Consider the following 25,614-nt stretch of genomic DNA (forward strand, 5'->3'; position numbering starts at 1 on the left):
TTGTGCATGTTGGATATTATTCTGACATGCATTTTCCTTCACTTTTAATGCTAATATCGGAAACTCATATAAAAGAATAAACGTCCTAAATAATAGCTGATGAATGAATAAAGGATTTCATCTAGTACGAACAAAATAGAAGTTTGTAAAATTTTGTCTAACTATCTTATCCTTGTTTCACAACATCAAAAATAATGAGATTTTGACTGAGCTCATGAAAGATTTTCTACCGTAAACTATGTATAATCTTAACTAACAATTAGGAGGTGACAGCTTGTGAAAAAATTTGTTCAAATTGCGTTTTTACTGATTGGAGGAGCATTGGGCCTTGTTTTCTTACCGCCATTATACGAATTGCTTCATTTATCATCTAATCCTTGGCTAGATAATCCTTATGTATCAGTAGCTCTAGGCGCACTTTTACTGTTTACACTATCTTTTGCATTTTCCGATTACTTTGTAAGGCTCATTAGCTGGATGGAAGAAGTTCTGTTTAAGGTTCCTATCGGAGATTTATTATTTGGTACGTTTGGTTTAATAATTGGGTTGATTGTCGCTTACTTTTTAGGCTTTGCCATTGATAGTGTACCATTCCCTATTATTTCGGAAGTATTTCCAATTATCCTGTCATTTGTATTAGGGTATTTAGGGTTCCGTCTAGGTTTTAGAAAAAGAGATGAGCTCATACAGCTTTTTACATTACGTAGTACCAATACGAAGAAAAAAGCTGCTGAAGGTGCTGAAGCTCAAGAGGTTCGTGGAAGCTACAAACTGCTAGATACAAGTGTAATTATTGATGGTCGTATTGCTGATATTTCTGAAACAGGCTTCATTGAGGGTATATTAGTTGTACCTCAATTTGTGCTCACAGAGCTTCAGCATATAGCTGATTCTTCTGATACCTTAAAGCGCACAAGAGGTCGGCGTGGTTTAGATATTTTAAAAAAATTACAAGATGAACGTAAGACAAAAGTTGAAATTACAGACGAGGATTTTGAAGATGTACAAGAGGTAGATTTAAAGCTTGTCCGTCTTGCAAAAAAAATGGGCAATGATACATGCATCGTTACCAATGATTTTAACCTGAATAAAGTCTGTGAGCTCCATCATGTAAAAGTGTTAAATATCAATGATTTAGCGAATGCAGTGAAACCTGTAGTTATACCAGGTGAAGATATGCAGGTTGTGGTTATAAAGGATGGCAAAGAGCATAACCAAGGAGTTGCCTATTTAGATGATGGTACGATGATAGTGGTTGAAGGTGGTCGTAGTTACATCGGACAGGCAATTACAGTTACAGTTACTAGTGTGCTGCAAACATCAGCAGGTCGTATGATATTTGCTAAGCCGAAGGACGATTAGGATGTGGGGAAATGCAATATGAAGTGGTTCTACCTGCTGCCGGAAGTGGGAAGCGTATGGGTGCAGGGCAAAATAAATTATTTTTAAAGCTTTTAGAGAAACCTATTCTGGTACACACGCTAGAAGTGTTTCAACAAGATCCCGCTTGCACAGGTATTTGGCTCGCTGTAAAACCAGAAGAGCGTGGATTTATTCAAAAAATGCTAGAGGACTATAGGATTACCAAAGTGAAGGGTTTACCTGATGGGGGTGCTGAGCGACAGCATTCGGTTCATTCTTGCATGAAAGAGATGCAACAGGTAGATATTGTGCTTGTCCATGACGCAGCACGCCCGTTTATTACGCATGATATCATTGCAAAGCTTGTACAGAACGCGCATCATCATGGTGCAGCAATTGCAGGGGTTCGTGCGAAAGATACGATGAAAAAAGTATCAATGAATGGCATTATAGAGGAAACGGTTGATCGAGAAAGCCTTTGGATGGTGCAAACTCCACAAGCATTCCGTTTTGAATTAATTATGGAAGCGGAGGACGTAGCTGAAAAAGTAGGTTTTCTTGGGACAGATGAGGCAATGCTAATGGAGCGTCTCGGACATCAGGTACACATCGTAGAAAGTAGTTATGAAAATGTAAAAATGACAACACAAGAAGACTTAGTATTTGGTGAGGCAATTTTGCGTAAGCGTGGATCATTCAATCATTAAGAAATATTATATATAGAGGCTATTCATTCGTAGTTTGTTAAGGATGGATAGTCTTTTTTATTTGTTTTGTTTGGGAAAAATTATATGGTCAGAATGCCTTATTGCTTCGTAATCTGTTCATCCATATATGTATGATAATAATGACATAACTGCTAGTCGAATTAGAAACGAAGGCGTAGAAGAGAATAAAAAGTTGGAATGCTCAAATAAAGTGGATTTTATCCATGTGTGATCGTTTTACGTGTAAAATGAAATAGTGGATATATGATTAATAAGGTAATAGAATAGATGAAAAGATGTGAGGGGTGTTTATTGTGTCATTAAATGATTGGTTAAATCAAAAGGTTCCAGAAATTACAGGTTCATTAACTAGTATAAATAAACAGTACATCGACGTTGACAACTCAATAGGCTTTGATGGACGAGATCGGGTTATAAAAATAATAGATAATTTCCATGAGGTGCTGTTTCCTGGCATTTATATGACAAGACCTATTGATGAAACAAGGGTGAACGTAGTTTGCAGTAATAAGCTGCGTGAAACAGCATTAGATTTGCGGGATATTATCGAAAAAGTATTATTTTATAATATGGAGGATAGTGATCCTGCCAATTGCGAGAAGTATTGCCGTGAACAAGCAGACAAAATTGTTATGAATTTGATTAATCGATTTCCTGCCATTCGCCAAGTGCTACAAACAGATATTCAAGCGGCATATAATGGTGACCCAGCAGCTCTTTCCACAGAGGAAATTTTGCTAAGCTATCCATCTATTGTGGCTGTTTATATTCACCGCATCGCACATGAGTTATACGAAATGGGTGTACAAATTGTGCCTCGAATTATGTCAGAATATGCGCACCGATTAACGGGTATCGATATTCATCCAGGGGCTACAATAGGAGAATCATTCTTTATTGACCATGGAACAGGTGTAGTTATCGGTGAAACTTGTACTATCGGTAAGAATGTAAAAATTTATCAAGGTGTAACATTAGGTGCACTAAGCTTCCCATTAGATGAAAATGGTAATCCAATTAAGGGCATTAAGCGTCATCCGAATATTGCCGACAATGTTGTCATTTATGCTGGTGCTACTATCTTAGGGGGCGAGACGACGATTGGGCACGATTCCGTTTTAGGAAGTAATATTTGGCTAACACACTCTGTTCCCCCTTATTCACGTGTTTATAATTCACAGCCATCTCCGAATATTAGCAACAGTCAAATGAAAAATATAGAGTATCATATTTAAAGAATGTGGGGCAGTCTAGAGAGTGTAGCTTTCTAAACTGCCCATTACTGCTATAGGAGGATAATTATTAAAGTGCTTTTCAAACAACCTAGGGCAAATTTTGATATGATAATGATAAATATTAATTAAAGGAAGATGAATATGTTTCGAATTGGACAAGGTTTTGACGTACATGCATTTGAAGAAGGTCGTCCATTAATTATTGGTGGCATTACCATTCCGCATGAAAAAGGACTAGTAGGACATTCAGATGCGGATGTTCTCTTACACACTGTCACAGATGCGGCTCTAGGAGCAATTGGAGAAGGGGATATTGGCCGTCATTTTCCAGATACAGACCCTGCATTTAAGGACGCGGACTCAGCAAAATTATTAGAGTACATTTGGAAGATTGTTGAGGATAAGGGTTATTCTCTAGGTAATGTCGATTGTACCATTATGGCACAGCGTCCTAAAATGGCCCCCTATATTGGACAGATGCAACAACGTATCGCTGAATTATTACACGCAGAGCCTTCACAGGTAAATGTTAAAGCAACTACAACTGAACGATTAGGTTTTACAGGTCGCGAGGAAGGTATTGCGGCAATGGCAACAATTCTATTGATCAAGAAATAAATGTGGATGAACCCCGCTTTTATTTCCTGTAACAGAGTGGTAAAATGAACAAAGTCAATTTTTGATCGAAAATTTAGGAGGCTTTTAATTATGACGAAAGAAGTTCGCGTTCGTTACGCGCCATCTCCAACAGGTTATTTACATATCGGTGGAGCGCGTACAGCATTATTCAATTATTTATATGCAAAACATCATAACGGTAAATTCATTGTACGTATTGAAGATACGGATATTGAACGTAATGTAGAGGGCGGAGAAGCATCTCAACTAGATAACCTAAAATGGTTAGGTATTGAATATGATGAGTCCATTGATATTGGTGGACCTTATGCGCCTTATCGTCAAATGGAACGTCTTGATATTTATAAAGAGCACGCTGAAAAACTATTAGAGCAAGGTGTAGCCTACAAGTGTTTCTGTTCTTCTGAAAAGCTTGAAGCATCTCGTGAAGAACAAAAAGCAAGAGGTGTAGCTGCTCCTACTTATGATGGTACATGTCGCCACTTATCAGCAGATGAAATCGCTGCTAAAGAAGCGGCAGGTGAGCCATACACAATCCGTATGCGTGTACCTGAAAATGTAACATACGAATTTGAAGATTTAGTTCGTGGACAAGTTACCTTTGAGTCTAAAGATATTGGTGATTGGGTACTTGTAAAAGCTAATGGTATTCCAACATATAACTATGCAGTTGTTTTAGATGATCACTTTATGGAAATCTCTCACGTTTTCCGCGGTGAGGAGCATTTATCGAATACACCAAAACAAATGATGATTTTTGATGCATTTGGTTGGGAATATCCACGCTTTGGACATATGACATTAATTATTAACGAAAACCGTAAAAAACTATCTAAGCGTGATGAATCGATTATTCAATTTGTTACGCAATATAAAGATTTAGGTTATCTTCCTGAAGCGATGTTTAACTTCTTTGCGCTACTTGGTTGGTCTCCAGAGGGAGAAGAAGAGATTTTCTCAAAAGAAGAATTTATCAAAATTTTTGATGAAAAACGTCTTTCAAAATCACCATCTATGTTCGATAAACAAAAGCTAACATGGATGAATAATCAATATATTAAAAAGTTGTCTTTGGAAGAAGTTGTAGCTTTATCTTTACCACATCTACAAAAAGCAGGCTTATTACCTGAAGAACTTACTGCAGAGCAACATGCTTGGGCGACGGATTTAATCGCACTTTATCATGACCAAATGAGCTTTGGTGCAGAAATTGTCGAATTATCTAGCCTATTCTTTAACGACCATATTGAATATGATGAAGAAGCAAAAGAGGTTTTAGCAGGAGAGCAAGTACCTGAAGTAATGGCGGCATTTAAAGCACAATTGGAAGAGCTAGAAGAGTTTACACCAGATGCGGTAAAAGCTGCGATTAAAGCTGTACAAAAGACAACTGGTCATAAAGGTAAAAATCTGTTCATGCCAATCCGTGTTGTGACAACAGGTGAAACACATGGACCAGAGTTGCCGAACGCCATTTGTTTAATTGGTAAAGAGAAAGCAATTGACCGTGTAGAAAAATTTGCACAATAAAGATAAATTTATTGACAATTCATTCTTTCGTTGTAAAATGTATTTACATTGAAAAAGCGTTGATAAGGAGAAGTAAGTGGCGCATGCTCTTAAGAGAGGACCATCATCGGCTGAAAGTGGTCTGAGCCTAGGCAAAACTGAAATGCACCTTTGAGCATAAAGCTGAACGAGAGTAGGCTTTATCGAGTCATCCCCGTTAATGGATGTCCAAAGTGGAAGGCTTTTTGTCTTCAATCAGAGTGGAACCACGCAAATCGAGCGTCTCTGTCATTCCTTTTAGGAGTGATAGAGGCGCTTTTTTTATTCAACAGAAAAGGAGAGTGAAATACAATGGGTATTCAAATTTTTAACTCATTAACACGACAAAAGGAAACCTTTGTACCGCTAGAAGAGGGCAAGGTAAAAATGTATGTCTGCGGTCCTACGGTTTATAACTATATCCATATTGGGAATTCACGTCCTGTAATTGTTTATGATACAGTACGTCGTTATTTTCAGTATAAAGGCTATGATGTAAAGTTTGTTTCCAATTTTACGGATGTAGACGATAAAATTATTAAAGCAGCAAATGAGCTTGGTGAAGAAGTACATGAATTAACAGAGCGTTTTATTGCAGCCTATTTTGAAGATGTTACAGCACTGGGATGCAAAAAGGCAGATGTTCATCCACGTGTGACAGAGCATATGGACGATATCATTCAATTTATTCAAGTGCTAATTGAAAAGGGCTACGCTTATGAGTCTGCTGGAGATGTGTATTACCGTACTCGTAAATTTGATGGCTACGGTAAATTATCACACCAATCAGTTGACGATTTAAAAATCGGTGCTCGTATTGAAGCGGGCGAGAAAAAAGATGATGCGCTAGATTTTGCTCTATGGAAAGCTGCTAAGCCAGGTGAGATATTCTGGGAAAGCCCATGGGGAGATGGCCGTCCAGGGTGGCATATTGAGTGTTCTGTAATGGCTCGTGAACATTTAGGAGATACTATTGATATTCATGCTGGTGGGCAGGATTTAACTTTCCCTCACCACGAAAATGAAATTGCTCAATCAGAGGCACACAATGATAAAACATTTGCGCGTTATTGGATGCATAACGGGTATATTAATATTGATAATGAAAAGATGTCCAAATCTCTTGGGAATTTTATTCTTGTGAATGATATCCGTAAACAAATTGACCCGCAGATATTGCGTTTCTTCATGCTATCTGTCCATTATCGTCATCCAATTAACTTTGCGAAGGACCTAGTAGAAGCTGCTGCGTCAGGTTTAGAGCGCATTCGTACAGCATACAACAATGTGAAGCATCGCCTTACGACTACTGTAAGCTTAGGTGATCATTCAGAAGAATGGCTGAACAAAATTGCGGAACAGAAAGCGCATTTTGAAGAGGCAATGGATGATGATTTTAATACAGCCAACGCTATTTCTGTATTATTTGAAGTAGCTCGTATTGCTAATATTTACTTAAATGAAGCCAATACTTGCAAGAAGGTATTAGAAACCTTTATTGAAACCTTTGAAGTACTAGGTGACGTCTTAGGTATTGAATTTGCAAAAGAAGAAGAACTATTAGACGAAGAAATTGAAGCATTACTACAAGAGCGCGTCGAGGCACGTAAAAATCGTGATTTTGCTCGCTCTGATGAGATCCGTGACCATTTGCAAGCCCAAGGTATCATTTTAGAAGATACACGACAAGGAACTAGATGGAAACGAGGGTAATTAAGTTGGATAAACTTCGCAATGAAGATGTTAAACAATTAAAAGCGCTGGCGTTAGCCTATATGGGTGATGCCGTATTGGAACAAAAGGTCCGAGAATATTTGCTACGCTCTGGTCGTGTTAAACCAAACACACTACATCGAGAGGCAACTCGCTACGTCTCAGCAAAAGCGCAATCGATGATCGTTCATCGCATGATGGATGAAAATTATTTAACAGAGGAGGAATTGGCTGTGTTCCGCCGTGGACGCAATGCCAAATCCGGCTCTGTACCAAAAAATACGGATGTCCAAACCTATCGTAATAGCTCAGGCTTTGAGGCGGTGCTTGGTAGTTTATATTTATTGAATGAACTAGAACGCGTCTACGAAATCATTGCATATGCTATTCAAATAATCGAGGAATCAAAAGGAGTGTCTAAATAATGGCAGAACAGAATGGTGAAATTATTGCCGGTAAAAACCCAGTGTTAGAAGCACTTCGTTCAGGCCGCGATATGAATAAAGTATGGATTGCAGAAGGAGTAAAAAAATCTGGCGTCAATGAACTGCTAGATTTAGCCCGTGAACGTGGTGTCATAGTTCAATTTGTCCCAAAAAAGAAAGTTGACCAATTATCAAGTGCTAATCATCAAGGTATCGTTGCTTCTGTTGCCGCTTATAAGTATGCTGAACTAGAGGATTTATTTGCAGCCGCAGCTAATAAACAGGAAGATCCTTTTTTCTTAATCTTAGATGAGTTAGAGGATCCTCATAATCTAGGGTCTATTATGAGAACGGCTGATGCTATAGGAGCACATGGTATTATTATTCCTAAGCGCCGATCAGTGAGTTTAACAGCGGTAGTGGCTAAGGCATCTACAGGAGCGATTGAACATGTTCCAGTTGTACGTGTAAACAATCTTGCTCAAACAATAGATGAATTAAAAGAACGCGGTATATGGATTGCAGGGACGGATGCAAAGGGATCTGCAGATTATCGAAAAATGGATGCAACATTACCATTAGCTATCATTATCGGTAGTGAAGGCAAAGGGATGGGGCGTTTATTAAAAGAAAAATGCGATTTTTTATATCACTTACCGATGGTTGGGCATGTCACATCACTGAACGCATCAGTAGCAGCGGCTTTATTAATGTACGAAGTGTATCGTAAACGTCAAGAAGCGATTGAATAACAATGAAAAACATTTTGCTTGTTGATGGCTATAATATGATTGGATCTTGGAAAGAGCTGCGGCCATTGCGTGATACGAATTTTGAGGATGCGCGAAGAAGGTTGATAGAACTCATGGCTGAATATAAAGCAGCAATGGGTTGGCGCGTAATTATTGTTTTTGACGCCCATCTTGTACCAGGAGTAGAGCAATCTTATATAGAAAATGATGTAGAAGTCATTTATACACGAAAAAATGAAACAGCAGATGAACGTATTGAAAAAATGACACATGAATTAAAGGCTAGAAATGTACAAATTCATGTAGCAACTTCAGATATGGCAGAGCAAAGTGTTATATTTGGGAATGGTGCCTTAAGGAAATCGGCTAGAGAGCTAGAAATTGATACAAGTATTATTCAACATAAAATTACTCATGATGTGAAGCGGAAGCAAGAAAGTAAGCCGCCTTCTCGTATAGAATTAAAGCCAGATGTTGCGCTCGCCTTTGAAAAATGGCGACGAGGCTTGAAATGATTGATTGACGCATATTTTCCAATTCCGTTATACTGTTTCTAATTATCTGTTGTGGCTGAGGTGATACCATGTTTAAAAATAGCATTGTACAAGTGACACAAGATTTTGAACGATTCAATGATGAAGAGCTTATTGAAATGGTGCATCAAGGTAATACAGATGCGTTGGATTATTTAATTACAAAATACCGTTTGTTAGTAAGAGCGAAGGCAAGATCCTATTTTTTAATCGGAGCAGATAAGGAAGACATTGTACAAGAGGGCATGATAGGCTTATATAAAGCGATTCGTGATTTTAAAGGAGATAAGCTTGCATCATTCAGAGCTTTTGCAGAGTTATGTATTACAAGACAGATTATCACAGCTATTAAAACAGCAACTAGGCAAAAGCATATACCTCTAAATTCCTATATCTCTTTGGACAAGCCTATATTCGACGAAGAGTCAGACCGAACGCTTATGGATGTACTAACGGGTGCTATTATGGATGATCCAGAAGAATTGATGATTCATAGAGAAGAGTTTGGATATTTAGAAGAAAAGATGAGTGAGATTTTAAGTGAATTAGAGCTACAAGTTTTAGCCTTATATCTAGACGGCCAGTCTTATCATGAAATTTCCGCCAAATTAAATCGTCATGTGAAATCTATCGATAATGCATTGCAGCGGGTAAAACGTAAATTAGAACGTCATTTAGTCCTTGAGGAAATGTCTTAGCCCATTTAGGCCTTTATTGACATTGACAAATATAGGTGTTAGTCTTAAAAAGACAAAGTGCCGAAAAAGGTGATTATATGGCAAAAAAAGTCGTGCTAAATTGTGAGAAATGTGGTTCGAGAAATTACACGTTCCCAGCTAAAGAAGGTTCAACTGTACGTCTCGAATTAAAGAAATTTTGCTCGCATTGCAATGAACATACAATGCATAAACAAACGCTATAAAATGATATGTAAATAGACAGATTTGATTGATTCGGAGGTTAAGCTAGAATGGGCAAGATCAAAAGCTTTTTCAGCGATGTAATGTCAGAAATGCGCAAAACAAGCTGGCCGAAAAGTAAAGAACTGACGAAATATACAGTCGTTGTAATTTCAACTGTTGTCATTATGGCTTTATTTTTTGTGTTAGTTGACTTAGGTATTTCATCATTATTCCGCTGGTACTTAGATTTATAATTTAGTAAATAGCATATTTTTGAAATAGCCCGTCCATTGCAATAACGGGTTTTTTCGTTTGTTTTATCTTCATTCATTCAGCAGAAAACCCCATCTAATGGGATCGGTGGGATGGGTGAAGTGAAGCGCAAAGCAGTAAAATCTCCTCATTATGATAAATACTACTAGGAGAGTATGATAGTAGCGATAGATGACTATGCTAGTTTCGGTATATATCATCGAGCTTTCGCAAGTAATTAGCGAAAGCTATATTTTTCTAATGAGATGTTTGTGAAAAGAGTAAAAATGCATTGAGCGTATCGCGATTCATTTTCACTTTTATTTGTAAGGGAGGGACGGACGAGGAGTCCTAGTAGTTATGGAGAAAAATTGGTATGTTGTTCATACGTATTCAGGGTATGAAAACCGTGTAAAAGCAAACCTAGAGAAACGTGTAGAAACAATGGGAATGCAAGATAAAATCTTCCGTGTGATTGTTCCTGAGCATGAAGAAACAGAAATGAAAGATGGAAAAAAACGTACAATGATGCGTAAAGTTTTCCCTGGTTATGTGTTAGTAGAGTTAATCATGACAGATGATTCTTGGTATGTAGTTCGAAATACGCCTGGTGTTACGGGCTTTATCGGTTCATCTGGTGGAGGAGCAAAACCAACACCGTTATTACCTGAAGAAGCAGATCGTTTACTACAACAAATGGGTATGACTGATAAAGTTGTAGAAGTGGACATTTCTGTTGGTGAAGCAGTAGAAGTATTAGAAGGGCCGTTTGCTCATTTCCAAGGACGTGTTGAAGAAATTGACACAGAAAAAGGTAAAATTAAAGTGACGGTTGATATGTTTGGTCGCGAAACGATTATGGAGCTAGATTTCGAACAAGTTCAAAAATTATAGTTCTAACATTAGAACATTACATGCTAATTGGTAGATGTTTCGCAGATTTTGTTAATTACTACTTGCTTAAAAAAATTAAAAGTGGTATCATTTCATAGGTCAGACTGTCATACTTTTGTTTGACGTCTGTAATGATAATTTTAATGTTATCGGCACTTAGCTGACAGACAGATATTGAGTGGGAGGGGCAACCCAATTACCACATCACGGACTTAAGGAGGTGTGTCTCGTGGCTAAAAAAGTTATTAAAGTTGTTAAACTTCAAATCCCTGCTGGTAAAGCTAACCCAGCTCCACCGGTTGGTCCTGCATTAGGTCAAGCGGGTGTGAACATCATGGGATTCTGTAAAGAATTTAATGCGCGTACTGCTGATCAAGCTGGTCTTATTATCCCAGTTGAAATTTCAGTATTCGAGGATCGTTCTTTCACTTTCATTACAAAAACTCCACCTGCAGCAGTTCTACTTAAAGTAGCAGCTGGTATCCAATCTGGATCTGGTGAACCAAACCGTAAAAAAGTGGCAACGGTTAAACGTGATAAAGTTCGCGAAATCGCTGAAACTAAAATGCCAGACCTTAACGCTGCTTCAGTAGAAGCTGCTATGTTAATGGTTGAAGGTACTGCACGAAGCATGGGTATTGTTATCGAAGACTAATCCCATTTACTTGATGTTTTGTTTTTTGGAAGGTTGCGAAGTTTCTTTGTGAACACGCAACCTTTATTCGTGGGAGGTAAAATCCGCTATAACCACAATCAAGGAGGAAATATATAATGGCTAAAAAAGGTAAAAAACTGCAAGATGCAGCAAAATTAATTGATCGTAACGCACTTTACACTGCACAAGAAGCAATCGAACTTGCTCAAAAAACTAGCACAGTAAACTTCGACGCTACTGTAGAAGTTGCTTTCCGCTTAGGTATTGATACTCGTAAGAACGACCAACAAATCCGTGGTGCAGTAGTACTACCAAACGGTACTGGTAAAACTCAACGCGTATTAGTATTTGCAAAAGGTGAAAAACTTAAAGAAGCTGAAGCAGCTGGTGCTGACTATGTAGGCGATGCAGAATACATCCAAAAAATCCAACAAGGTTGGTTTGACTTCGATGTAATCGTAGCAACTCCTGACATGATGGGTGAAGTTGGTAAACTTGGTCGTGTATTAGGGCCTAAAGGTTTAATGCCAAACCCTAAAACTGGTACAGTTACTTTCGATGTAACAAAAGCTATCGAAGAAATCAAAGCTGGTAAAGTAGAATACCGTGCTGATAAAGCTGGTATTATCCACGCTCCTATCGGTAAAGTTTCTTTCTCAGCAGAAAAATTAGTAGAAAACTTCTTAGCTGTTTTTGATGTAGTTCAAAAAGCAAAACCTGCTGCAGCTAAAGGTACTTACATGAAATCTGTAAATGTTACAACTACAATGGGTCCAGCGGTTAAAATTGACGCTTCTAACGTAGTAGTAAAATAATTTATATATATGTATTGACGATAGTGGCTATACGTGATACTATAGTTGCTGTTGTGAATTATCCATTTGTACCGTAGACAGTAGGAGTGACTTGTCACTTAATGTTCCTACCGAGGACATCGGAATTCAGATTCTTATTTAAAGATGATGACTTTCAGCCTCTGTGTCTATTTGACTCGGAGGCTTTTCTTTTGTCGGTATAAATGACCCATTCTAATAGGAGGTGTCATCATGAGCAAAGCAATCGAAAACAAACAAGTACAAGTTCAAGAGATTACTGAAAAATTCCAAGGCGCTGCTTCTGTAGTAGTTGTGGATTACCGTGGTCTTAATGTTGCACAAGTAACAGAGCTTCGTAAACAACTTCGTGAAGCTGGCGTTGAGTTCAAAGTTTACAAAAACACTTTAACTCGTCGTGCTGCTGAAGCTGCTGGCCTTGAAGGAATCAACGACGTATTAGTTGGTCCTAACGCAATTGCGTTCTCAAATGAAGATGTTGTAGCGCCTGCTAAAATCATCAACGAGTTCGCTAAGAAAAACGAAGCTTTAGAAATTAAAGCTGGTATTATTGAAGGTACTATTTCTTCTGTTGAAGATGTTAAAGCACTTGCAGAACTTCCATCACGCGAAGGTCTACTTTCTATGCTTTTATCTGTACTTCAAGCTCCAGTGCGTAACTTCGCACTTGCAACAAAAGCTGTTGCAGAACAAAAAGAAGAACAAGGCGCGTAATTTAGTACGCACTAATACTTCTGCGGCCTGATCGCAAAAAATAAAACATTATCCAATTAGGAGGAAATTATAATGAATAAAGAGCAAATCTTAGAAGCTATCAAAGCTATGACAGTTCTTGAATTAAACGATTTAGTAAAAGCTATCGAAGAAGAATTCGGTGTAACAGCTGCTGCTCCAGTAGCAGTAGTTGCTGGTGGTGCTGCTGCAGCTGAAGAAAAAACAGAATTTGACGTAGTATTAGCATCTGCTGGTGCAGAAAAAATCAAAGTAATCAAAGTGGTTCGTGAAATCACTGGTTTAGGTCTTAAAGAAGCTAAAGAAGTAGTAGATAACGCTCCTAAAGCTCTTAAAGAAGGCGTTTCTAAAGATGAAGCTGAAGAAATCAAAGCTAAACTTGAAGAAGTTGGCGCATCTGTAGAAGTTAAGTAATCTCGCGTTACTTTTTAACAAAAGGAAAGCTCGTCATTTTGGCGAGCTTTTTTCTTCATTCTGAGGAGGCGTGAAAATGTCAGATCACTATTATACAAGTAAGCCTCAAACTGAAAGTAAACCACGTCACTGGACATTCAAGTTACTAGGGCATACGTTTTCATTCGAAACGGATGCAGGTGTATTTAGTAAAAGCGAAGTAGATTTTGGATCCCGTGTTTTAATAGACGCTTTTCAAATGCCTGATATTGATGGTGCGATTTTTGATGTAGGTTGTGGATACGGGCCGATAGGGTTATCGATTGCCAAAACTAATCCAGACCGTACCGTTTTTATGATGGATATTAATGAACGTGCAGTTGCGCTTTCGCAAAAAAATGCGCAAGTGAACGGTGTTCAAAATGTGCGAATATTTGTGAGTGACGGCCTATCGATGGTTGATAAAGATGTAGATGCAGCAGCTATCTTAACGAATCCACCAATTCGTGCGGGGAAGGAAACGATTTTCCGCTTTTACGATGGAGCTTACGATCGGCTAGTGTCTTCGGGTGAACTCTGGGTAGTCATTCAGAAGAAACAAGGAGCGCCATCGACAGTAAGTTACTTAGAAGAAAAGTTTTCAGAAGTCGATGTAGTAGAAAAGAAAAAAGGGTACTGGATAGTACGCGCAAAAAAATAAATGAAATATGTATAATTTATTGACTTGACAAATCGGCTATGATAATATGATACAATGCAAAAATATTATTTTGAGGTCGTATGCCCTTTTTGTATAGAATTGTTTTAATATGGGTATACTTGCCAAGATAAGTTTAGTTAACCGAAAATGAGATCTTTTTGAAGACTCGTTTTCTTTTTGTCTTTCGAAATCATACACTATTTGTATGATTTTGCAAAGACCTAATATCGCTTTATTGAGGGGTGAATGAGTTGACAGGTCAACTAGTTCAGTACGGACAACACCGCCAGCGTAGAAGCTTTGCGCGTATTAAAGAGGTGCTTGAGCTTCCAAATCTGATTGAGATTCAAACGGCGTCTTACGAGTGGTTCCTTGAAGAAGGTTTACGTGAAATGTTCCGTGACATTTCGCCGATCGAGGACTTTACAGGTAATCTTTCATTAGAATTCATCGATTATTCATTAGGTGAGCCTAAATATGATGTTGATGAGTGTAAAGAGCGAGATGTTACTTACGCAGCTCCATTACGTGTGAAAGTACGTCTTTACAACAAAGAAACAGACGAAGTGAAAGAACAAGATGTCTTCATGGGTGATTTCCCGTTAATGACAGAAACAGGTACGTTCATTATCAACGGTGCTGAACGTGTTATCGTTTCACAATTAGTTCGTTCACCAAGTGTGTATTTCCATGATAAAACTGATAAAAACGGTAAAAAAGGCTTTGGAGCTACAGTTATTCCAAACCGTGGTGCTTGGTTAGAGTATGAAACTGATGCGAAAGACGTAGTTTATGTGCGAATTGATCGTACTCGTAAGCTACCAGTAACAGTGTTACTACGTGCATTAGGTTTCGGTTCAGATCAAGAAATTATCGATATTATCGGTGATAACGAGTATCTACGTAATACGTTAGAAAAAGATAACTCTGAAAGTACAGAAAAAGCGCTTTTAGAAATCTACGAACGTTTACGTCCAGGTGAGCCACCAACAGTAGAAAGTGCGAAGAGTTTATTATACTCTCGTTTCTTCGATGCTAAACGTTATGATTTAGCGAATGTTGGTCGCTACAAAATGAATAAAAAGCTTCACATTAAAAATCGTTTATTCAACCAAACGATTGCTGAAACGCTTGTAGATCCAGAAACAGGCGAAATTTTAGTAGAAAAAGGTACAGTACTAGATCGTCGTACTTTAGATAAAATTCTACCTTACCTAGAAGATTCATCAAAAGGTATTGGTTACCGCACTTTATCACAAGTCGGTGGAGTGCTTGAAGATGATGTAACCATCCAATCTATTAAGATTTATGCTCCAAAGGATGAAGCTCAAAAAGAAATTAATATCATTGGTAATGCGTACATTGATGAAGAAGTGAAGAATATTACACCTGCTGATGTTTTATCTTCAGTAAGCTATTTCTTTAACTTACTTTACCAAGTAGGTGCAACAGATGATATTGACCATTTAGGTAACCGTCGCCTACGTTCTGTTGGTGAGTTACTACAAAACCAATTCCGTATCGGTTTGTCTCGTATGGAACGTGTAGTACGTGAGCGTATGTCAATTAATGACACAGCTGCGATCGTACCACAACAATTAATCAATATCCGTCCAGTGATTGCGTCCATTAAAGAGTTCTTCGGAAGCTCTCAATTATCACAATTCATGGACCAAACAAACCCATTAGCAGAGTTAACGCATAAACGTCGTCTATCTGCATTAGGTCCTGGTGGTTTAACGCGTGAGCGTGCTGGCTTCGAAGTACGTGACGTTCACTACTCTCACTATGGTCGTATGTGTCCGATCGAAACACCAGAGGGTCCAAACATTGGGTTAATCAACTCATTATCTTCATTTGCCAAAGTAAATAAATTTGGCTTCATTGAAACACCTTATCGTCGTATTGACCACGAAACAGGTCGAGTAACGGAGCAAATTGATTATTTAACAGCTGATGAAGAAGATAACTACTATGTAGCACAAGCAAATTCACCGTTAAATCCAGATGGTACTTTTGTAAATGATGAAGTAGTAGGTCGTTTCCGTGGTGATAACACGGTATTCAATAAAGCGCAAATGGACTACATGGATGTATCTCCTAAACAAGTTGTCTCTGCAGCGACTGCATGTATACCGTTCTTAGAAAACGATGACTCGAACCGTGCACTTATGGGTGCCAACATGCAACGTCAAGCAGTTCCACTACTTAACCCAGAAGCACCATTCGTTGGTACTGGTATGGAACATGTTGATGCGCGTGATTCAGGTGCAGCTGTAGTAGCGAAGTATGATGGTATTGTTGAGCACGTTGAAGCTCGCTCTATCCATGTACGCCGCATTGAAGTTGTAGACGGCAAAGAGGTTAAAGGCGATTTAACAAAATATAAATTACAGAAGTTCATTCGTTCTAACCAAGGTACTTCATATAACCAACGTCCACTTGTAAAAGTAGGCGAACGTGTGAAACCTCGTGACATTTTAGCAGATGGTCCATCAATGGAAAAAGGCGAACTAGCTCTTGGACGTAACGTACTGGTTGCATTCATGACTTGGAACGGCTTTAACTATGAGGATGCTGTTATTATGAGTGAGCGTCTTGTAAAAGACGATGTCTATACATCTGTTCATATCGAAGAATATGAATCAGAATCTCGTGATACAAAGCTTGGACCAGAAGAAATCACTCGTGATATTCCAAACGTCGGAGAAGATGCACTTCGTAACCTAGACGAACGTGGTATTATCCGTATTGGTGCGGAAGTACGTGACGGTGATATTCTTGTTGGGAAAGTAACGCCTAAAGGGGTTACAGAATTAACTGCTGAAGAGCGTTTATTACATGCAATCTTCGGTGAAAAGGCTCGTGAGGTTCGTGATACTTCATTACGTGTACCACACGGTGCTGGCGGTATCATTCTTGATGTTAAAGTATTTAACCGTGAAGATGGCGATGAATTACCACCAGGTGTTAACCAATTAGTTCGTGCTTATATTGTTCAAAAACGTAAAATTCGTGTTGGGGACAAAATGGCCGGACGTCATGGTAACAAAGGGGTTATCTCTCGTATCTTACCAGAAGAAGATATGCCATTCATGCCAGATGGCACGCCTGTTGATATCATGTTAAATCCACTTGGTGTACCTTCCCGTATGAATATCGGACAAGTTTTAGAGTTACACTTAGGTATGGCTTCTCGTTATCTAGGCGTTCACATGGCAACACCAGTATTTGATGGTGCTAATGAAGAAGACGTTTGGGAAACAATGGAAGAAGCTGGGATGAACCGTGACGGTAAAACAATCCTGTATGATGGACGTTCTGGTGAACCATTCGATAACCGTGTATCAGTAGGTATCATGTATATGATCAAACTTGCTCACATGGTTGATGATAAACTTCATGCACGTTCAACTGGTCCTTACTCACTTGTTACGCAACAACCACTTGGTGGTAAAGCGCAATTTGGTGGACAACGTTTTGGTGAAATGGAGGTATGGGCACTTGAAGCTTATGGTGCTGCGTATACACTTCAAGAAATCTTAACGGTTAAATCTGATGACGTTGTTGGTCGTGTGAAAACATATGAAGCCATCGTTAAAGGTGAAAGTGTACCAGAGCCAGGTGTTCCTGAGTCATTCAAAGTATTGATTAAAGAACTTCAATCTCTTGGTATGGATGTTAAGATGTTAACAGTTAATGATGAAGAAGTAGAGCTTCGCGATTTAGACGAAGAAGACGATCTTCAGCCAGCTGATGCACTTAACATTGCACCACAGCCAGATACAGAAGAAGAGCCAGTAGAGTCTTTTGAATAATGGAAAACCAAATTCACAAATGTGAATATGGTCAAACTTATTTTTCAAATTAGCCGGGCAGGATTTAACGCCCTGCCTGGCTTTTTCTTTTAATAAATCATTCTATTTCTAATCCTTTGCCAAAGAGGCAATCTTTGCAAACGATTATCGAGCTGCGTAAAAGAGTCTTTATAAAGACCTATACTAGAGGGAGGTAGGCTCCTTGATAGACGTTAATGAATTTGAATATATGAAAATTGGTTTAGCATCACCTGACAAGATTCGTTCTTGGTCATATGGAGAGGTTAAAAAACCTGAAACAATTAACTACCGTACACTAAAACCAGAAAAAGATGGTTTATTCTGTGAGCGTATTTTTGGTCCAACTAAGGACTGGGAGTGTCACTGTGGGAAATATAAACGTGTACGCTATAAAGGTGTAGTTTGTGATCGTTGTGGCGTTGAAGTAACACGTGCTAAAGTTCGTCGTGAACGTATGGGACATATCGAATTAGCAGCACCAGTTTCTCATATCTGGTACTTCAAAGGTATTCCTAGCCGTATGGGTCTAATTTTAGATATGTCACCTCGTGCTCTTGAAGAAGTTATCTATTTCGCTTCATACGTTGTGATCGATGCAGGTGCTACTAATTTAGAAAGTAAACAATTACTATCTGAAAAAGAGTATCGTGCATACCGTGAAAAATTCGGTAATACATTCGAAGCATCAATGGGTGCAGAAGCAATCAAAAAATTATTAGGTAAAATCGACCTAGAAGATGAAACGCAATCTTTAAAAGAGGAGTTAAAATCTGCTCAAGGTCAAAGACGTACTCGTGCCATTAAACGTCTAGAAGTTGTTGAATCTTTCCGTAACTCAGGAAACTCACCTGAATGGATGATTCTAGATGTACTACCTGTTATTCCACCAGAGCTTCGTCCAATGGTGCAATTAGATGGTGGTCGTTTCGCGACTTCAGATTTAAACGATTTATACCGTCGTGTAATTAATCGTAATAACCGTTTAAAACGTTTATTAGATTTAGGTGCTCCGAGCATCATCGTACAAAATGAAAAACGAATGTTACAAGAAGCTGTTGATGCATTAATCGATAATGGTCGTCGTGGACGTCCTGTAACAGGTCCTGGTAACCGCCCGTTAAAATCACTTTCACATATGTTGAAAGGTAAACAAGGTCGTTTCCGTCAAAATCTACTTGGTAAACGTGTTGACTACTCTGGTCGTTCGGTTATCGTAGTAGGTCCAAACTTAAAAATGTACCAATGTGGCTTACCAAAAGAAATGGCTATCGAATTATTCAAGCCATTCGTTATGAAAGAATTAGTAGAGCGTGGTCTTGCTCATAACATTAAATCTGCTAAACGTAAAATCGAACGTTTAAATAACGACGTATGGGACGTTTTAGAAGATGTTATCCGTGAGCATCCAGTATTACTAAACCGTGCACCAACGCTTCACCGTCTTGGAATTCAAGCATTTGAACCAACACTAGTTGAAGGTCGTGCTATTCGTCTTCACCCATTAGTATGTACAGCCTATAATGCTGACTTCGATGGTGACCAAATGGCGGTTCACGTACCATTATCAGCTGAAGCTCAAGCTGAAGCTCGTCTTCTAATGCTTGCTGCACAAAACATCCTGAATCCAAAAGACGGTAAACCTGTTGTAACACCTTCTCAAGATATGGTATTAGGAAACTACTACTTAACACTTGAACGTGAAGGCGCACGTGGTGAAGGTACTGTTTTCTATGGTCCAAATGAAGTTTTAATTGCCTATGATACAGGTCATGTACACTTGCATACACGTATCGCAATTAAAGCAAGTTCATTAAATAATCCGACATTCACTGAAGAACAAAATAATATGTTCTTATTAACAACTGTCGGTAAAGTAATCTTTAATGAAATCTTACCGGAATCATTCCCTTATATTAATGAGCCAACTGATTTCAACTTAGAGCAAGTAACACCAGAAAAATACTTTGCTAAGTTAACAATTGATGAAGAAACACTTAAAGAGCTTGAATCAGATAGTGCTTATAATAATTTAGATGAAAAAGGGAAAATTGATGCACAACGTACAGCTGTATTGCGTAAATACTTTGCATCAGTACCTGTTGTAAACCCATTCCGTAAGAAATTCTTAGGAAATATCATTGCTGAAGTATTTAAACGTTTCCACATTACGGAAACATCTAAAATGCTTGACCGTATGAAAAACCTAGGTTTCAAATATTCAACACGTGCAGGTATTACTGTAGGTGTATCTGATATCGTGGTATTACCTGATAAAGGTGAAATTTTAGCAGAAGCTCAAGAGAAAGTAGATAAAGTTCAAGCGCAATTCCGTCGTGGTTTCATTACTGAGGATGAGCGTTATGATCGCGTTATTTCAAGCTGGAGTGCTGCAAAAGATGAAATTCAAGCGAAGCTGATGAAGTCACTTGAGAAAACAAACCCAATTTTCATGATGTCTGATTCAGGTGCCCGTGGTAATGCATCTAACTTTACTCAGCTAGCTGGTATGCGTGGTCTGATGGCCAACCCGGCTGGTCGTATTATCGAACTTCCAATCAAATCTTCATTCCGTGAAGGTTTAACAGTATTAGAGTACTTCATCTCAACTCACGGTGCTCGTAAAGGTCTTGCCGATACAGCCCTAAAAACTGCCGATTCAGGTTACTTAACGCGTCGTCTTGTTGACGTTGCACAAGATGTTATCGTTCGTGAAGATGACTGTGGTACTGACCGTGGCTTAACGATTGGTGCACTAATGGAAGGCACAGAGTTAATTGAAGCTCTAGATGAACGTATTGTTGGTCGTCATACGAAGAAAACAATCTTCCACCCTGAAACTGGTGAAGTAATTCTTGCAAAAGACGGTTTAATCGACCAAGATATCGCTCGTGCAATTATTGAGGCTGGTATTGAAGAAGTGACAATCCGTTCAGCATTTACATGTAATACAAAACACGGCGTTTGTAAAAAATGTTACGGCATGAACTTGGCGACAGGTGAGAAGGTTGAAGTTGGGGAAGCAGTTGGTATTATTGCGGCTCAATCAATCGGTGAACCAGGTACACAGTTAACAATGCGTACATTCCATACAGGTGGGGTTGCCGGTGATGATATTACACAAGGTCTTCCACGTATCCAAGAGATCTTTGAAGCACGTAATCCAAAAGGTCAATCTGTTATTTCAGAAATTGCTGGTACGGTTTCAGATATCACAGAAATTCGTGAAGGCTTAAAAGAAATTACAATTCAAGGTGACGTAGAAACTCGTAAGTATCAAGCACCTTATAACGCACGTTTGAAAGTTATCGAAGGTGATAATGTAGAACGTGGTCAAGTTTTAACAGAAGGTTCTATCGATCCAAAACAATTGCTAAAAGTCAAAGACGTTTCAACTGTTCAAGAATATTTATTAAAAGAAGTTCAAAAAGTATACCGTATGCAAGGGGTAGAAATTGGGGATAAACACATTGAGGTAATGGTTCGCCAAATGCTTCGTAAAGTGCGTGTAATTGAAGCTGGAGATACAGAATTACTACCTGGCTCATTACTAGATATCCACCAATTCTCAGAGGCAAACGTAGACGCTGTTATGAATGGCAAAAACCCTGCAACTTGTCGCCCTGTTATCCTTGGTATTACAAAAGCTTCTCTTGAAACAGAATCATTCTTATCTGCAGCATCGTTCCAAGAAACAACACGTGTGTTAACAGATGCAGCAATTAAGGGTAAACGTGACGAACTTCTTGGATTAAAAGAGAACGTAATTATCGGTAAACTTGTTCCTGCAGGTACTGGTATGCAACGTTATCGTCAAATCCGCATCGAAAAAGATGAGCTTGACACAGAAGTCGTTTCTGCTGAATAAACATTAAATTAGGCCGAAGAGATGCATATTTTCATCATCTCTTCGGACTTTTTCAAGATATTAGTTGACAGTGTAAATGAGTAATGATAATATATTGAAGGTTGATAGTTAACTGTCTGTACTTCGGAGGATATGTAAATGTCTTATGATAAAGTAAGGGCTAGTCAAACAATCATAGGTACAAAGCAAGCAGTAAAAGCAATGCGAGCTGGTTCAGTGAAAGAACTTTTTGTGGCACTTGATGCAGACAATTGGGTAACCGATTCGGCCATATCTTTCGCGAGAGAAATCGGTATACCAGTTATTCTTGTTGAGTCCAAAAAGGAACTGGGCAAAGCCTGTGGAATCCATGTTGGAGCTGCGGTAGTTGCGATTACTGTAGAGTAGTTTTTGTGTAGAATGCACAAAGACTTTGTTTTTACCCAAAAAATGAACCACCTGGATGTGTGGTATTAAAAAAAGAAGGAATGAAGGGAGGAAAAATCGATGCCTACAATTAACCAATTGGTACGTAAGCCTCGTAAATCTAAAATCACGAAATCAAATTCACCAGCGTTAAACAAAGGATATAACTCATTTAAAAAATCTTTAACTGATGTTAAATCTCCACAAAAACGTGGTGTTTGTACTCGTGTAGGTACAATGACGCCTAAAAAACCAAACTCAGCGTTACGTAAATACGCTCGTGTACGTTTAACTAACCAAATCGAGGTTACAGCGTACATTCCTGGTGAAGGCCACAACTTACAAGAGCACAGTGTTGTTCTTATCCGTGGCGGTCGTGTAAAAGACTTACCGGGTGTTCGTTACCATATCGTTCGTGGTGCTCTTGATACTGCTGGTGTAAACGGTCGTATGCAATCACGTTCTTTATACGGTACAAAACGCCCTAAAGAAAAAAAATAATTTAAATCCCACTATATATTTACTCAATGAAAGGAGGAAAACACATGCCTCGTAAAGGTCCTGTTTCCAAACGTGACGTGTTACCAGATCCAATTTATAATTCAAAACTAGTAACTCGTTTAATCAATAAAATGATGATTGATGGTAAAAGAGGTACTTCTCAAAAGATTTTATACGGTGCGTTCGAACTAGTTAAAGAACGTTCTGGTCAAGATCCAATCGAAGTATTCGAAGCTGCTCTAAATAACGTAATGCCAGTTCTTGAAGTACGTGCTCGCCGTGTTGGTGGTTCTAACTACCAAGTACCAGTTGAAGTACGCCCAGAACGTCGTACAACTTTAGGTCTTCGTTACCTAGTTAACTATTCTCGTCTTCGTGGTGAAAAAACTATGGAAGAGCGTTTAGCTAACGAAATCCTTGATGCTTCTAACAACACTGGTGCATCAGTTAAGAAACGTGAAGATATGCACAAAATGGCAGAAGCGAACAAAGCATTCGCTCACTACCGTTGGTAATCTAAACATAGCATAAGCCCAATATGGAAGGAGAAATACCTAATGAAACGCGAATTCTCACTAGAGAATACTCGTAATATTGGGATCATGGCTCACATTGATGCTGGTAAAACAACAACAACTGAGCGTATCCTTTATTACACAGGTAAGATTCACAAAATCGGTGAAACTCATGAAGGCGCTTCTCAAATGGACTGGATGGAGCAAGAGCAAGAACGTGGTATCACAATCACTTCTGCTGCGACAACAGCTCAATGGAAAGGCAACCGCGTAAACATCATCGATACTCCTGGACACGTAGACTTCACTGTAGAAGTAGAACGTTCTTTACGTGTACTTGACGGCGCAGTAACTGTACTTGATGCTCAATCTGGTGTTGAACCTCAAACAGAAACTGTATGGCGTCAAGCTACAACTTACGGTGTACCACGTATCGTATTCATTAACAAAATGGATAAAATGGGTGCAGACTTCCTATATTCTGTAGGTACTTTACACGAGCGTTTACAAGCAAATGCTCATCCAATCCAATTACCAATTGGTGCGGAAGATGAGTTCAAAGCAATTATTGACCTAGTTGAAATGGATGTAACTTACTACGATAACGAAGAAGGTACAGCATTACGTGAAGGTCAACCAATTCCTGAAGAATTCCAAGCGCAAGCTGAAGAATACCGTGAGAAGTTAATCGAAGCAATCGCTGAAGTTAACGAAGAAATCATGGAAAAATACTTTGCTGGTGAAGAAATTACAAAAGAAGAGCTTAAAGCGGCTATCCGTAAAGCGACAATCGCTGTAGAATTCTACCCAGTAATCTGTGGTACAGCATTCAAACACAAAGGTGTTCGTAAAATGCTTGACGCAGTTATCGATTACTTACCATCACCAGTTGATGTACCAGCTATTAAAGGTACAACTCCAGATGGTGATGAAACTGAACGTCCATCATCAGACGAAGCGCCATTCTCAGCTTTAGCATTTAAAGTTATGACTGACCCATTCGTAGGTAAATTAACGTTCTTCCGTGTGTACTCTGGTGTTCTTGAATCAGGTTCATACGTACAAAACTCTTCAAAAGGTAAACGTGAACGTGTAGGTCGTATCCTACAAATGCACGCTAACAGCCGTGAAGAGATTTCAAAAGTATTTGCTGGTGATATCGCAGCTGCTGTAGGTCTTAAAGATACAACAACTGGTGACACTCTTTGTGAAGAGAAAAACCTTGTTATCCTTGAGTCTATGGAGTTCCCAGAACCAGTTATCTCTCTTTCTGTAGAACCAAAATCAAAAGCTGACCAAGATAAAATGGGTCAAGCTTTACAAAAACTACAAGAAGAAGATCCAACATTCCGTGCACATACAGACCAAGAAACTGGTCAAACAATTATCTCAGGTATGGGTGAGCTTCACCTTGATATCTTAGTTGATCGTATGCGCCGTGAATTTAAAGTAGAAGCTAACGTAGGTGCTCCAATGGTATCTTACCGTGAAACATTCCGTGGCTCTGCTCAAGTTCAAGGTAAATTCACTCGTCAATCAGGTGGTCGTGGTCAATACGGTGACGTATGGATCGAGTTCTCTCCAAATGAAGAGGGTAAAGGCTTTGAATTCGAAAATGCTATCGTTGGTGGTGTAGTACCACGTGAATATATTCCAGCTGTAGAAGCAGGTCTTCGTGACTCGCTTGACCGCGGTGTAATCGCTGGTTACCCATTAATCGACATCAAAGCGAAATTATTCGATGGTTCATACCATGATGTTGACTCAAACGAAATGGCATTTAAAATCGCTGCATCAATGGCACTTAAAGCTGCTGCATCAAAATGTAGTCCAGTTCTTTTAGAGCCTATGATGAAAGTTGAAGTTGTAATTCCTGAAGAATATCTTGGTGATATCATGGGTAACATCACTTCTCGCCGTGGTCGCGTAGAAGGTATGGAAGCTCGCGGTAACGCTCAAGTTGTTCGTGCGATGGTTCCACTTTCAGAAATGTTTGGATATGCAACAACTTTACGTTCTGCAACGCAAGGTCGTGGTGTATTCTCAATGGTATTCGATCATTATGAAGAAGTACCAAAATCAATCTCTGAAGATATCATCAAAAAAAATAAAGGTGAATAATTGAAATTTCATCTTGCATAAAGTATAACTAATTTGTAAGCTATGATTGCAGGATAGGGGATGGGCCCGTTC

General features: G+C 38.9%; 24 protein-coding genes and 2 other annotated features. All 24 genes read left to right on the forward strand.

The annotated features are described in order from the left end of the window. Window positions 1–276 precede the first annotated feature (276 nt). Window positions 277–1,362 carry a PIN/TRAM domain-containing protein gene (locus tag NY607_RS17165; protein ID WP_066038315.1) on the forward strand — a complete coding sequence of 362 codons (1,086 nt, stop codon included), beginning with the start codon at window positions 277–279 and terminating at the stop codon, window positions 1,360–1,362. Window positions 1,363–1,373: 11 nt separating this feature from the next. After that, the gene (gene ispD / locus NY607_RS17170) at window positions 1,374–2,069 is read left to right on the forward strand and encodes a 2-C-methyl-D-erythritol 4-phosphate cytidylyltransferase (protein ID WP_048395541.1); all 696 of its coding nucleotides are present in this window, start codon (window positions 1,374–1,376) and stop codon (window positions 2,067–2,069) included. 314 nt (window positions 2,070–2,383) lie between these two features. Beyond that, a complete protein-coding gene (gene epsC / locus NY607_RS17175) occupies window positions 2,384–3,325 on the forward strand; it encodes a serine O-acetyltransferase EpsC (protein WP_004233580.1) in 942 nt (313 codons plus the stop codon). 141 nt (window positions 3,326–3,466) lie between these two features. Further along, window positions 3,467–3,943 carry a 2-C-methyl-D-erythritol 2,4-cyclodiphosphate synthase gene (gene ispF / locus NY607_RS17180; protein ID WP_004233581.1) on the forward strand — a complete coding sequence of 159 codons (477 nt, stop codon included), beginning with the start codon at window positions 3,467–3,469 and terminating at the stop codon, window positions 3,941–3,943. Window positions 3,944–4,033: 90 nt separating this feature from the next. Further along, a complete protein-coding gene (gltX, locus tag NY607_RS17185) occupies window positions 4,034–5,494 on the forward strand; it encodes a glutamate--tRNA ligase (RefSeq protein ID WP_066038313.1) in 1,461 nt (486 codons plus the stop codon). 50 nt (window positions 5,495–5,544) lie between these two features. Continuing rightward, window positions 5,545–5,763 (forward strand) — a binding site (T-box leader). A gap of 61 nt (window positions 5,764–5,824) precedes the next feature. Further along, complete coding sequence (gene cysS, locus NY607_RS17190; protein ID WP_048395551.1) at window positions 5,825–7,225, forward strand: cysteine--tRNA ligase; 1,401 nt, start codon at window positions 5,825–5,827, stop codon at window positions 7,223–7,225. Then, window positions 7,210–7,650 carry a Mini-ribonuclease 3 gene (locus tag NY607_RS17195; RefSeq protein ID WP_175400791.1) on the forward strand — a complete coding sequence of 147 codons (441 nt, stop codon included), beginning with the start codon at window positions 7,210–7,212 and terminating at the stop codon, window positions 7,648–7,650. The genes cysS and NY607_RS17195 overlap by 16 nt, the downstream gene beginning before the upstream one ends. Continuing rightward, the gene (gene rlmB / locus NY607_RS17200) at window positions 7,650–8,402 is read left to right on the forward strand and encodes a 23S rRNA (guanosine(2251)-2'-O)-methyltransferase RlmB (RefSeq protein WP_004233585.1); all 753 of its coding nucleotides are present in this window, start codon (window positions 7,650–7,652) and stop codon (window positions 8,400–8,402) included. Before NY607_RS17195 ends, rlmB begins: the two co-directional genes overlap by 1 nt. A gap of 2 nt (window positions 8,403–8,404) precedes the next feature. Further along, window positions 8,405–8,917 carry an NYN domain-containing protein gene (locus NY607_RS17205; RefSeq protein ID WP_054548958.1) on the forward strand — a complete coding sequence of 171 codons (513 nt, stop codon included), beginning with the start codon at window positions 8,405–8,407 and terminating at the stop codon, window positions 8,915–8,917. 68 nt (window positions 8,918–8,985) lie between these two features. Next, window positions 8,986–9,633: an RNA polymerase sporulation sigma factor SigH gene (sigH, locus tag NY607_RS17210; protein ID WP_004233587.1), complete on the forward strand. Its 648-nt coding sequence runs from the start codon at window positions 8,986–8,988 to the stop codon at window positions 9,631–9,633. Between the two features lie 77 nt (window positions 9,634–9,710). Continuing rightward, window positions 9,711–9,857: a 50S ribosomal protein L33 gene (rpmG, locus tag NY607_RS17215; RefSeq protein ID WP_004233588.1), complete on the forward strand. Its 147-nt coding sequence runs from the start codon at window positions 9,711–9,713 to the stop codon at window positions 9,855–9,857. Between the two features lie 48 nt (window positions 9,858–9,905). Next, on the forward strand, window positions 9,906–10,091 hold the full coding sequence (secE, locus tag NY607_RS17220; RefSeq protein ID WP_004233589.1) for a preprotein translocase subunit SecE: 186 nt from the start codon (window positions 9,906–9,908) through the stop codon (window positions 10,089–10,091). 358 nt (window positions 10,092–10,449) lie between these two features. Next, window positions 10,450–10,983 (forward strand): transcription termination/antitermination protein NusG, encoded by a 534-nt coding sequence (gene nusG / locus NY607_RS17225; RefSeq protein ID WP_048395557.1) that lies wholly within the window; start codon window positions 10,450–10,452, stop codon window positions 10,981–10,983. Between the two features lie 229 nt (window positions 10,984–11,212). Then, on the forward strand, window positions 11,213–11,638 hold the full coding sequence (gene rplK, locus NY607_RS17230; RefSeq protein ID WP_004233593.1) for a 50S ribosomal protein L11: 426 nt from the start codon (window positions 11,213–11,215) through the stop codon (window positions 11,636–11,638). Between the two features lie 116 nt (window positions 11,639–11,754). Next, window positions 11,755–12,453, forward strand: a complete 699-nt coding sequence (gene rplA, locus NY607_RS17235) for a 50S ribosomal protein L1 (RefSeq protein WP_004233594.1) — start codon at window positions 11,755–11,757, stop codon at window positions 12,451–12,453. Between the two features lie 53 nt (window positions 12,454–12,506). Next, window positions 12,507–12,652: a sequence feature (ribosomal protein L10 leader region), on the forward strand. 32 nt (window positions 12,653–12,684) lie between these two features. After that, window positions 12,685–13,185, forward strand: coding sequence for a 50S ribosomal protein L10 (gene rplJ, locus NY607_RS17240; RefSeq protein ID WP_004233596.1), 501 nt, complete (start codon window positions 12,685–12,687; stop codon window positions 13,183–13,185). 72 nt (window positions 13,186–13,257) lie between these two features. After that, window positions 13,258–13,617: a 50S ribosomal protein L7/L12 gene (gene rplL / locus NY607_RS17245; protein WP_004233598.1), complete on the forward strand. Its 360-nt coding sequence runs from the start codon at window positions 13,258–13,260 to the stop codon at window positions 13,615–13,617. A 76-nt stretch (window positions 13,618–13,693) separates the two neighbouring features. Beyond that, complete coding sequence (locus NY607_RS17250; protein ID WP_036077767.1) at window positions 13,694–14,296, forward strand: class I SAM-dependent methyltransferase; 603 nt, start codon at window positions 13,694–13,696, stop codon at window positions 14,294–14,296. Between the two features lie 242 nt (window positions 14,297–14,538). Continuing rightward, on the forward strand, window positions 14,539–18,114 hold the full coding sequence (gene rpoB, locus NY607_RS17255) for a DNA-directed RNA polymerase subunit beta (RefSeq protein ID WP_175400790.1): 3,576 nt from the start codon (window positions 14,539–14,541) through the stop codon (window positions 18,112–18,114). A 202-nt stretch (window positions 18,115–18,316) separates the two neighbouring features. Further along, window positions 18,317–22,000, forward strand: a complete 3,684-nt coding sequence (rpoC, locus tag NY607_RS17260) for a DNA-directed RNA polymerase subunit beta' (RefSeq protein ID WP_048395560.1) — start codon at window positions 18,317–18,319, stop codon at window positions 21,998–22,000. A gap of 138 nt (window positions 22,001–22,138) precedes the next feature. Continuing rightward, complete coding sequence (locus tag NY607_RS17265) at window positions 22,139–22,387, forward strand: ribosomal L7Ae/L30e/S12e/Gadd45 family protein (RefSeq protein WP_004233607.1); 249 nt, start codon at window positions 22,139–22,141, stop codon at window positions 22,385–22,387. Window positions 22,388–22,486: 99 nt separating this feature from the next. Next, window positions 22,487–22,906, forward strand: coding sequence for a 30S ribosomal protein S12 (gene rpsL / locus NY607_RS17270; RefSeq protein WP_004233609.1), 420 nt, complete (start codon window positions 22,487–22,489; stop codon window positions 22,904–22,906). Window positions 22,907–22,950: 44 nt separating this feature from the next. Then, complete coding sequence (gene rpsG, locus NY607_RS17275; protein ID WP_004233610.1) at window positions 22,951–23,421, forward strand: 30S ribosomal protein S7; 471 nt, start codon at window positions 22,951–22,953, stop codon at window positions 23,419–23,421. A 42-nt stretch (window positions 23,422–23,463) separates the two neighbouring features. Then, window positions 23,464–25,542: an elongation factor G gene (gene fusA, locus NY607_RS17280; protein ID WP_048395562.1), complete on the forward strand. Its 2,079-nt coding sequence runs from the start codon at window positions 23,464–23,466 to the stop codon at window positions 25,540–25,542. Window positions 25,543–25,614 lie beyond the last annotated feature (72 nt).

The organism is Lysinibacillus sp. A4 (assembly GCF_024919535.1).
Classification (GTDB): Bacteria; Bacillota; Bacilli; order Bacillales_A; family Planococcaceae; genus Lysinibacillus; species Lysinibacillus capsici.

Bases quoted from the DNA above. Each gene is read 5' to 3' on its own strand.
- ispD (WP_048395541.1), top strand. From the start codon at position 1,374: ATGCAATATGAAGTGGTTCTACCTGCTGCCGGAAGTGGGAAGCGTATG.
- ispF (WP_004233581.1), top strand. From the start codon at position 3,467: ATGTTTCGAATTGGACAAGGTTTTGACGTACATGCATTTGAAGAAGGT.
- gltX (WP_066038313.1), top strand. From the start codon at position 4,034: ATGACGAAAGAAGTTCGCGTTCGTTACGCGCCATCTCCAACAGGTTAT.
- cysS (WP_048395551.1), top strand. From the start codon at position 5,825: ATGGGTATTCAAATTTTTAACTCATTAACACGACAAAAGGAAACCTTT.
- NY607_RS17195 (WP_175400791.1), top strand. From the start codon at position 7,210: ATGGAAACGAGGGTAATTAAGTTGGATAAACTTCGCAATGAAGATGTT.
- rlmB (WP_004233585.1), top strand. From the start codon at position 7,650: ATGGCAGAACAGAATGGTGAAATTATTGCCGGTAAAAACCCAGTGTTA.
- NY607_RS17205 (WP_054548958.1), top strand. From the start codon at position 8,405: ATGAAAAACATTTTGCTTGTTGATGGCTATAATATGATTGGATCTTGG.
- sigH (WP_004233587.1), top strand. From the start codon at position 8,986: ATGTTTAAAAATAGCATTGTACAAGTGACACAAGATTTTGAACGATTC.
- rpmG (WP_004233588.1), top strand. From the start codon at position 9,711: ATGGCAAAAAAAGTCGTGCTAAATTGTGAGAAATGTGGTTCGAGAAAT.
- secE (WP_004233589.1), top strand. From the start codon at position 9,906: ATGGGCAAGATCAAAAGCTTTTTCAGCGATGTAATGTCAGAAATGCGC.
- nusG (WP_048395557.1), top strand. From the start codon at position 10,450: ATGGAGAAAAATTGGTATGTTGTTCATACGTATTCAGGGTATGAAAAC.
- rplA (WP_004233594.1), top strand. From the start codon at position 11,755: ATGGCTAAAAAAGGTAAAAAACTGCAAGATGCAGCAAAATTAATTGAT.
- rplJ (WP_004233596.1), top strand. From the start codon at position 12,685: ATGAGCAAAGCAATCGAAAACAAACAAGTACAAGTTCAAGAGATTACT.
- rplL (WP_004233598.1), top strand. From the start codon at position 13,258: ATGAATAAAGAGCAAATCTTAGAAGCTATCAAAGCTATGACAGTTCTT.
- NY607_RS17250 (WP_036077767.1), top strand. From the start codon at position 13,694: ATGTCAGATCACTATTATACAAGTAAGCCTCAAACTGAAAGTAAACCA.
- NY607_RS17265 (WP_004233607.1), top strand. From the start codon at position 22,139: ATGTCTTATGATAAAGTAAGGGCTAGTCAAACAATCATAGGTACAAAG.
- rpsL (WP_004233609.1), top strand. From the start codon at position 22,487: ATGCCTACAATTAACCAATTGGTACGTAAGCCTCGTAAATCTAAAATC.
- rpsG (WP_004233610.1), top strand. From the start codon at position 22,951: ATGCCTCGTAAAGGTCCTGTTTCCAAACGTGACGTGTTACCAGATCCA.
- fusA (WP_048395562.1), top strand. From the start codon at position 23,464: ATGAAACGCGAATTCTCACTAGAGAATACTCGTAATATTGGGATCATG.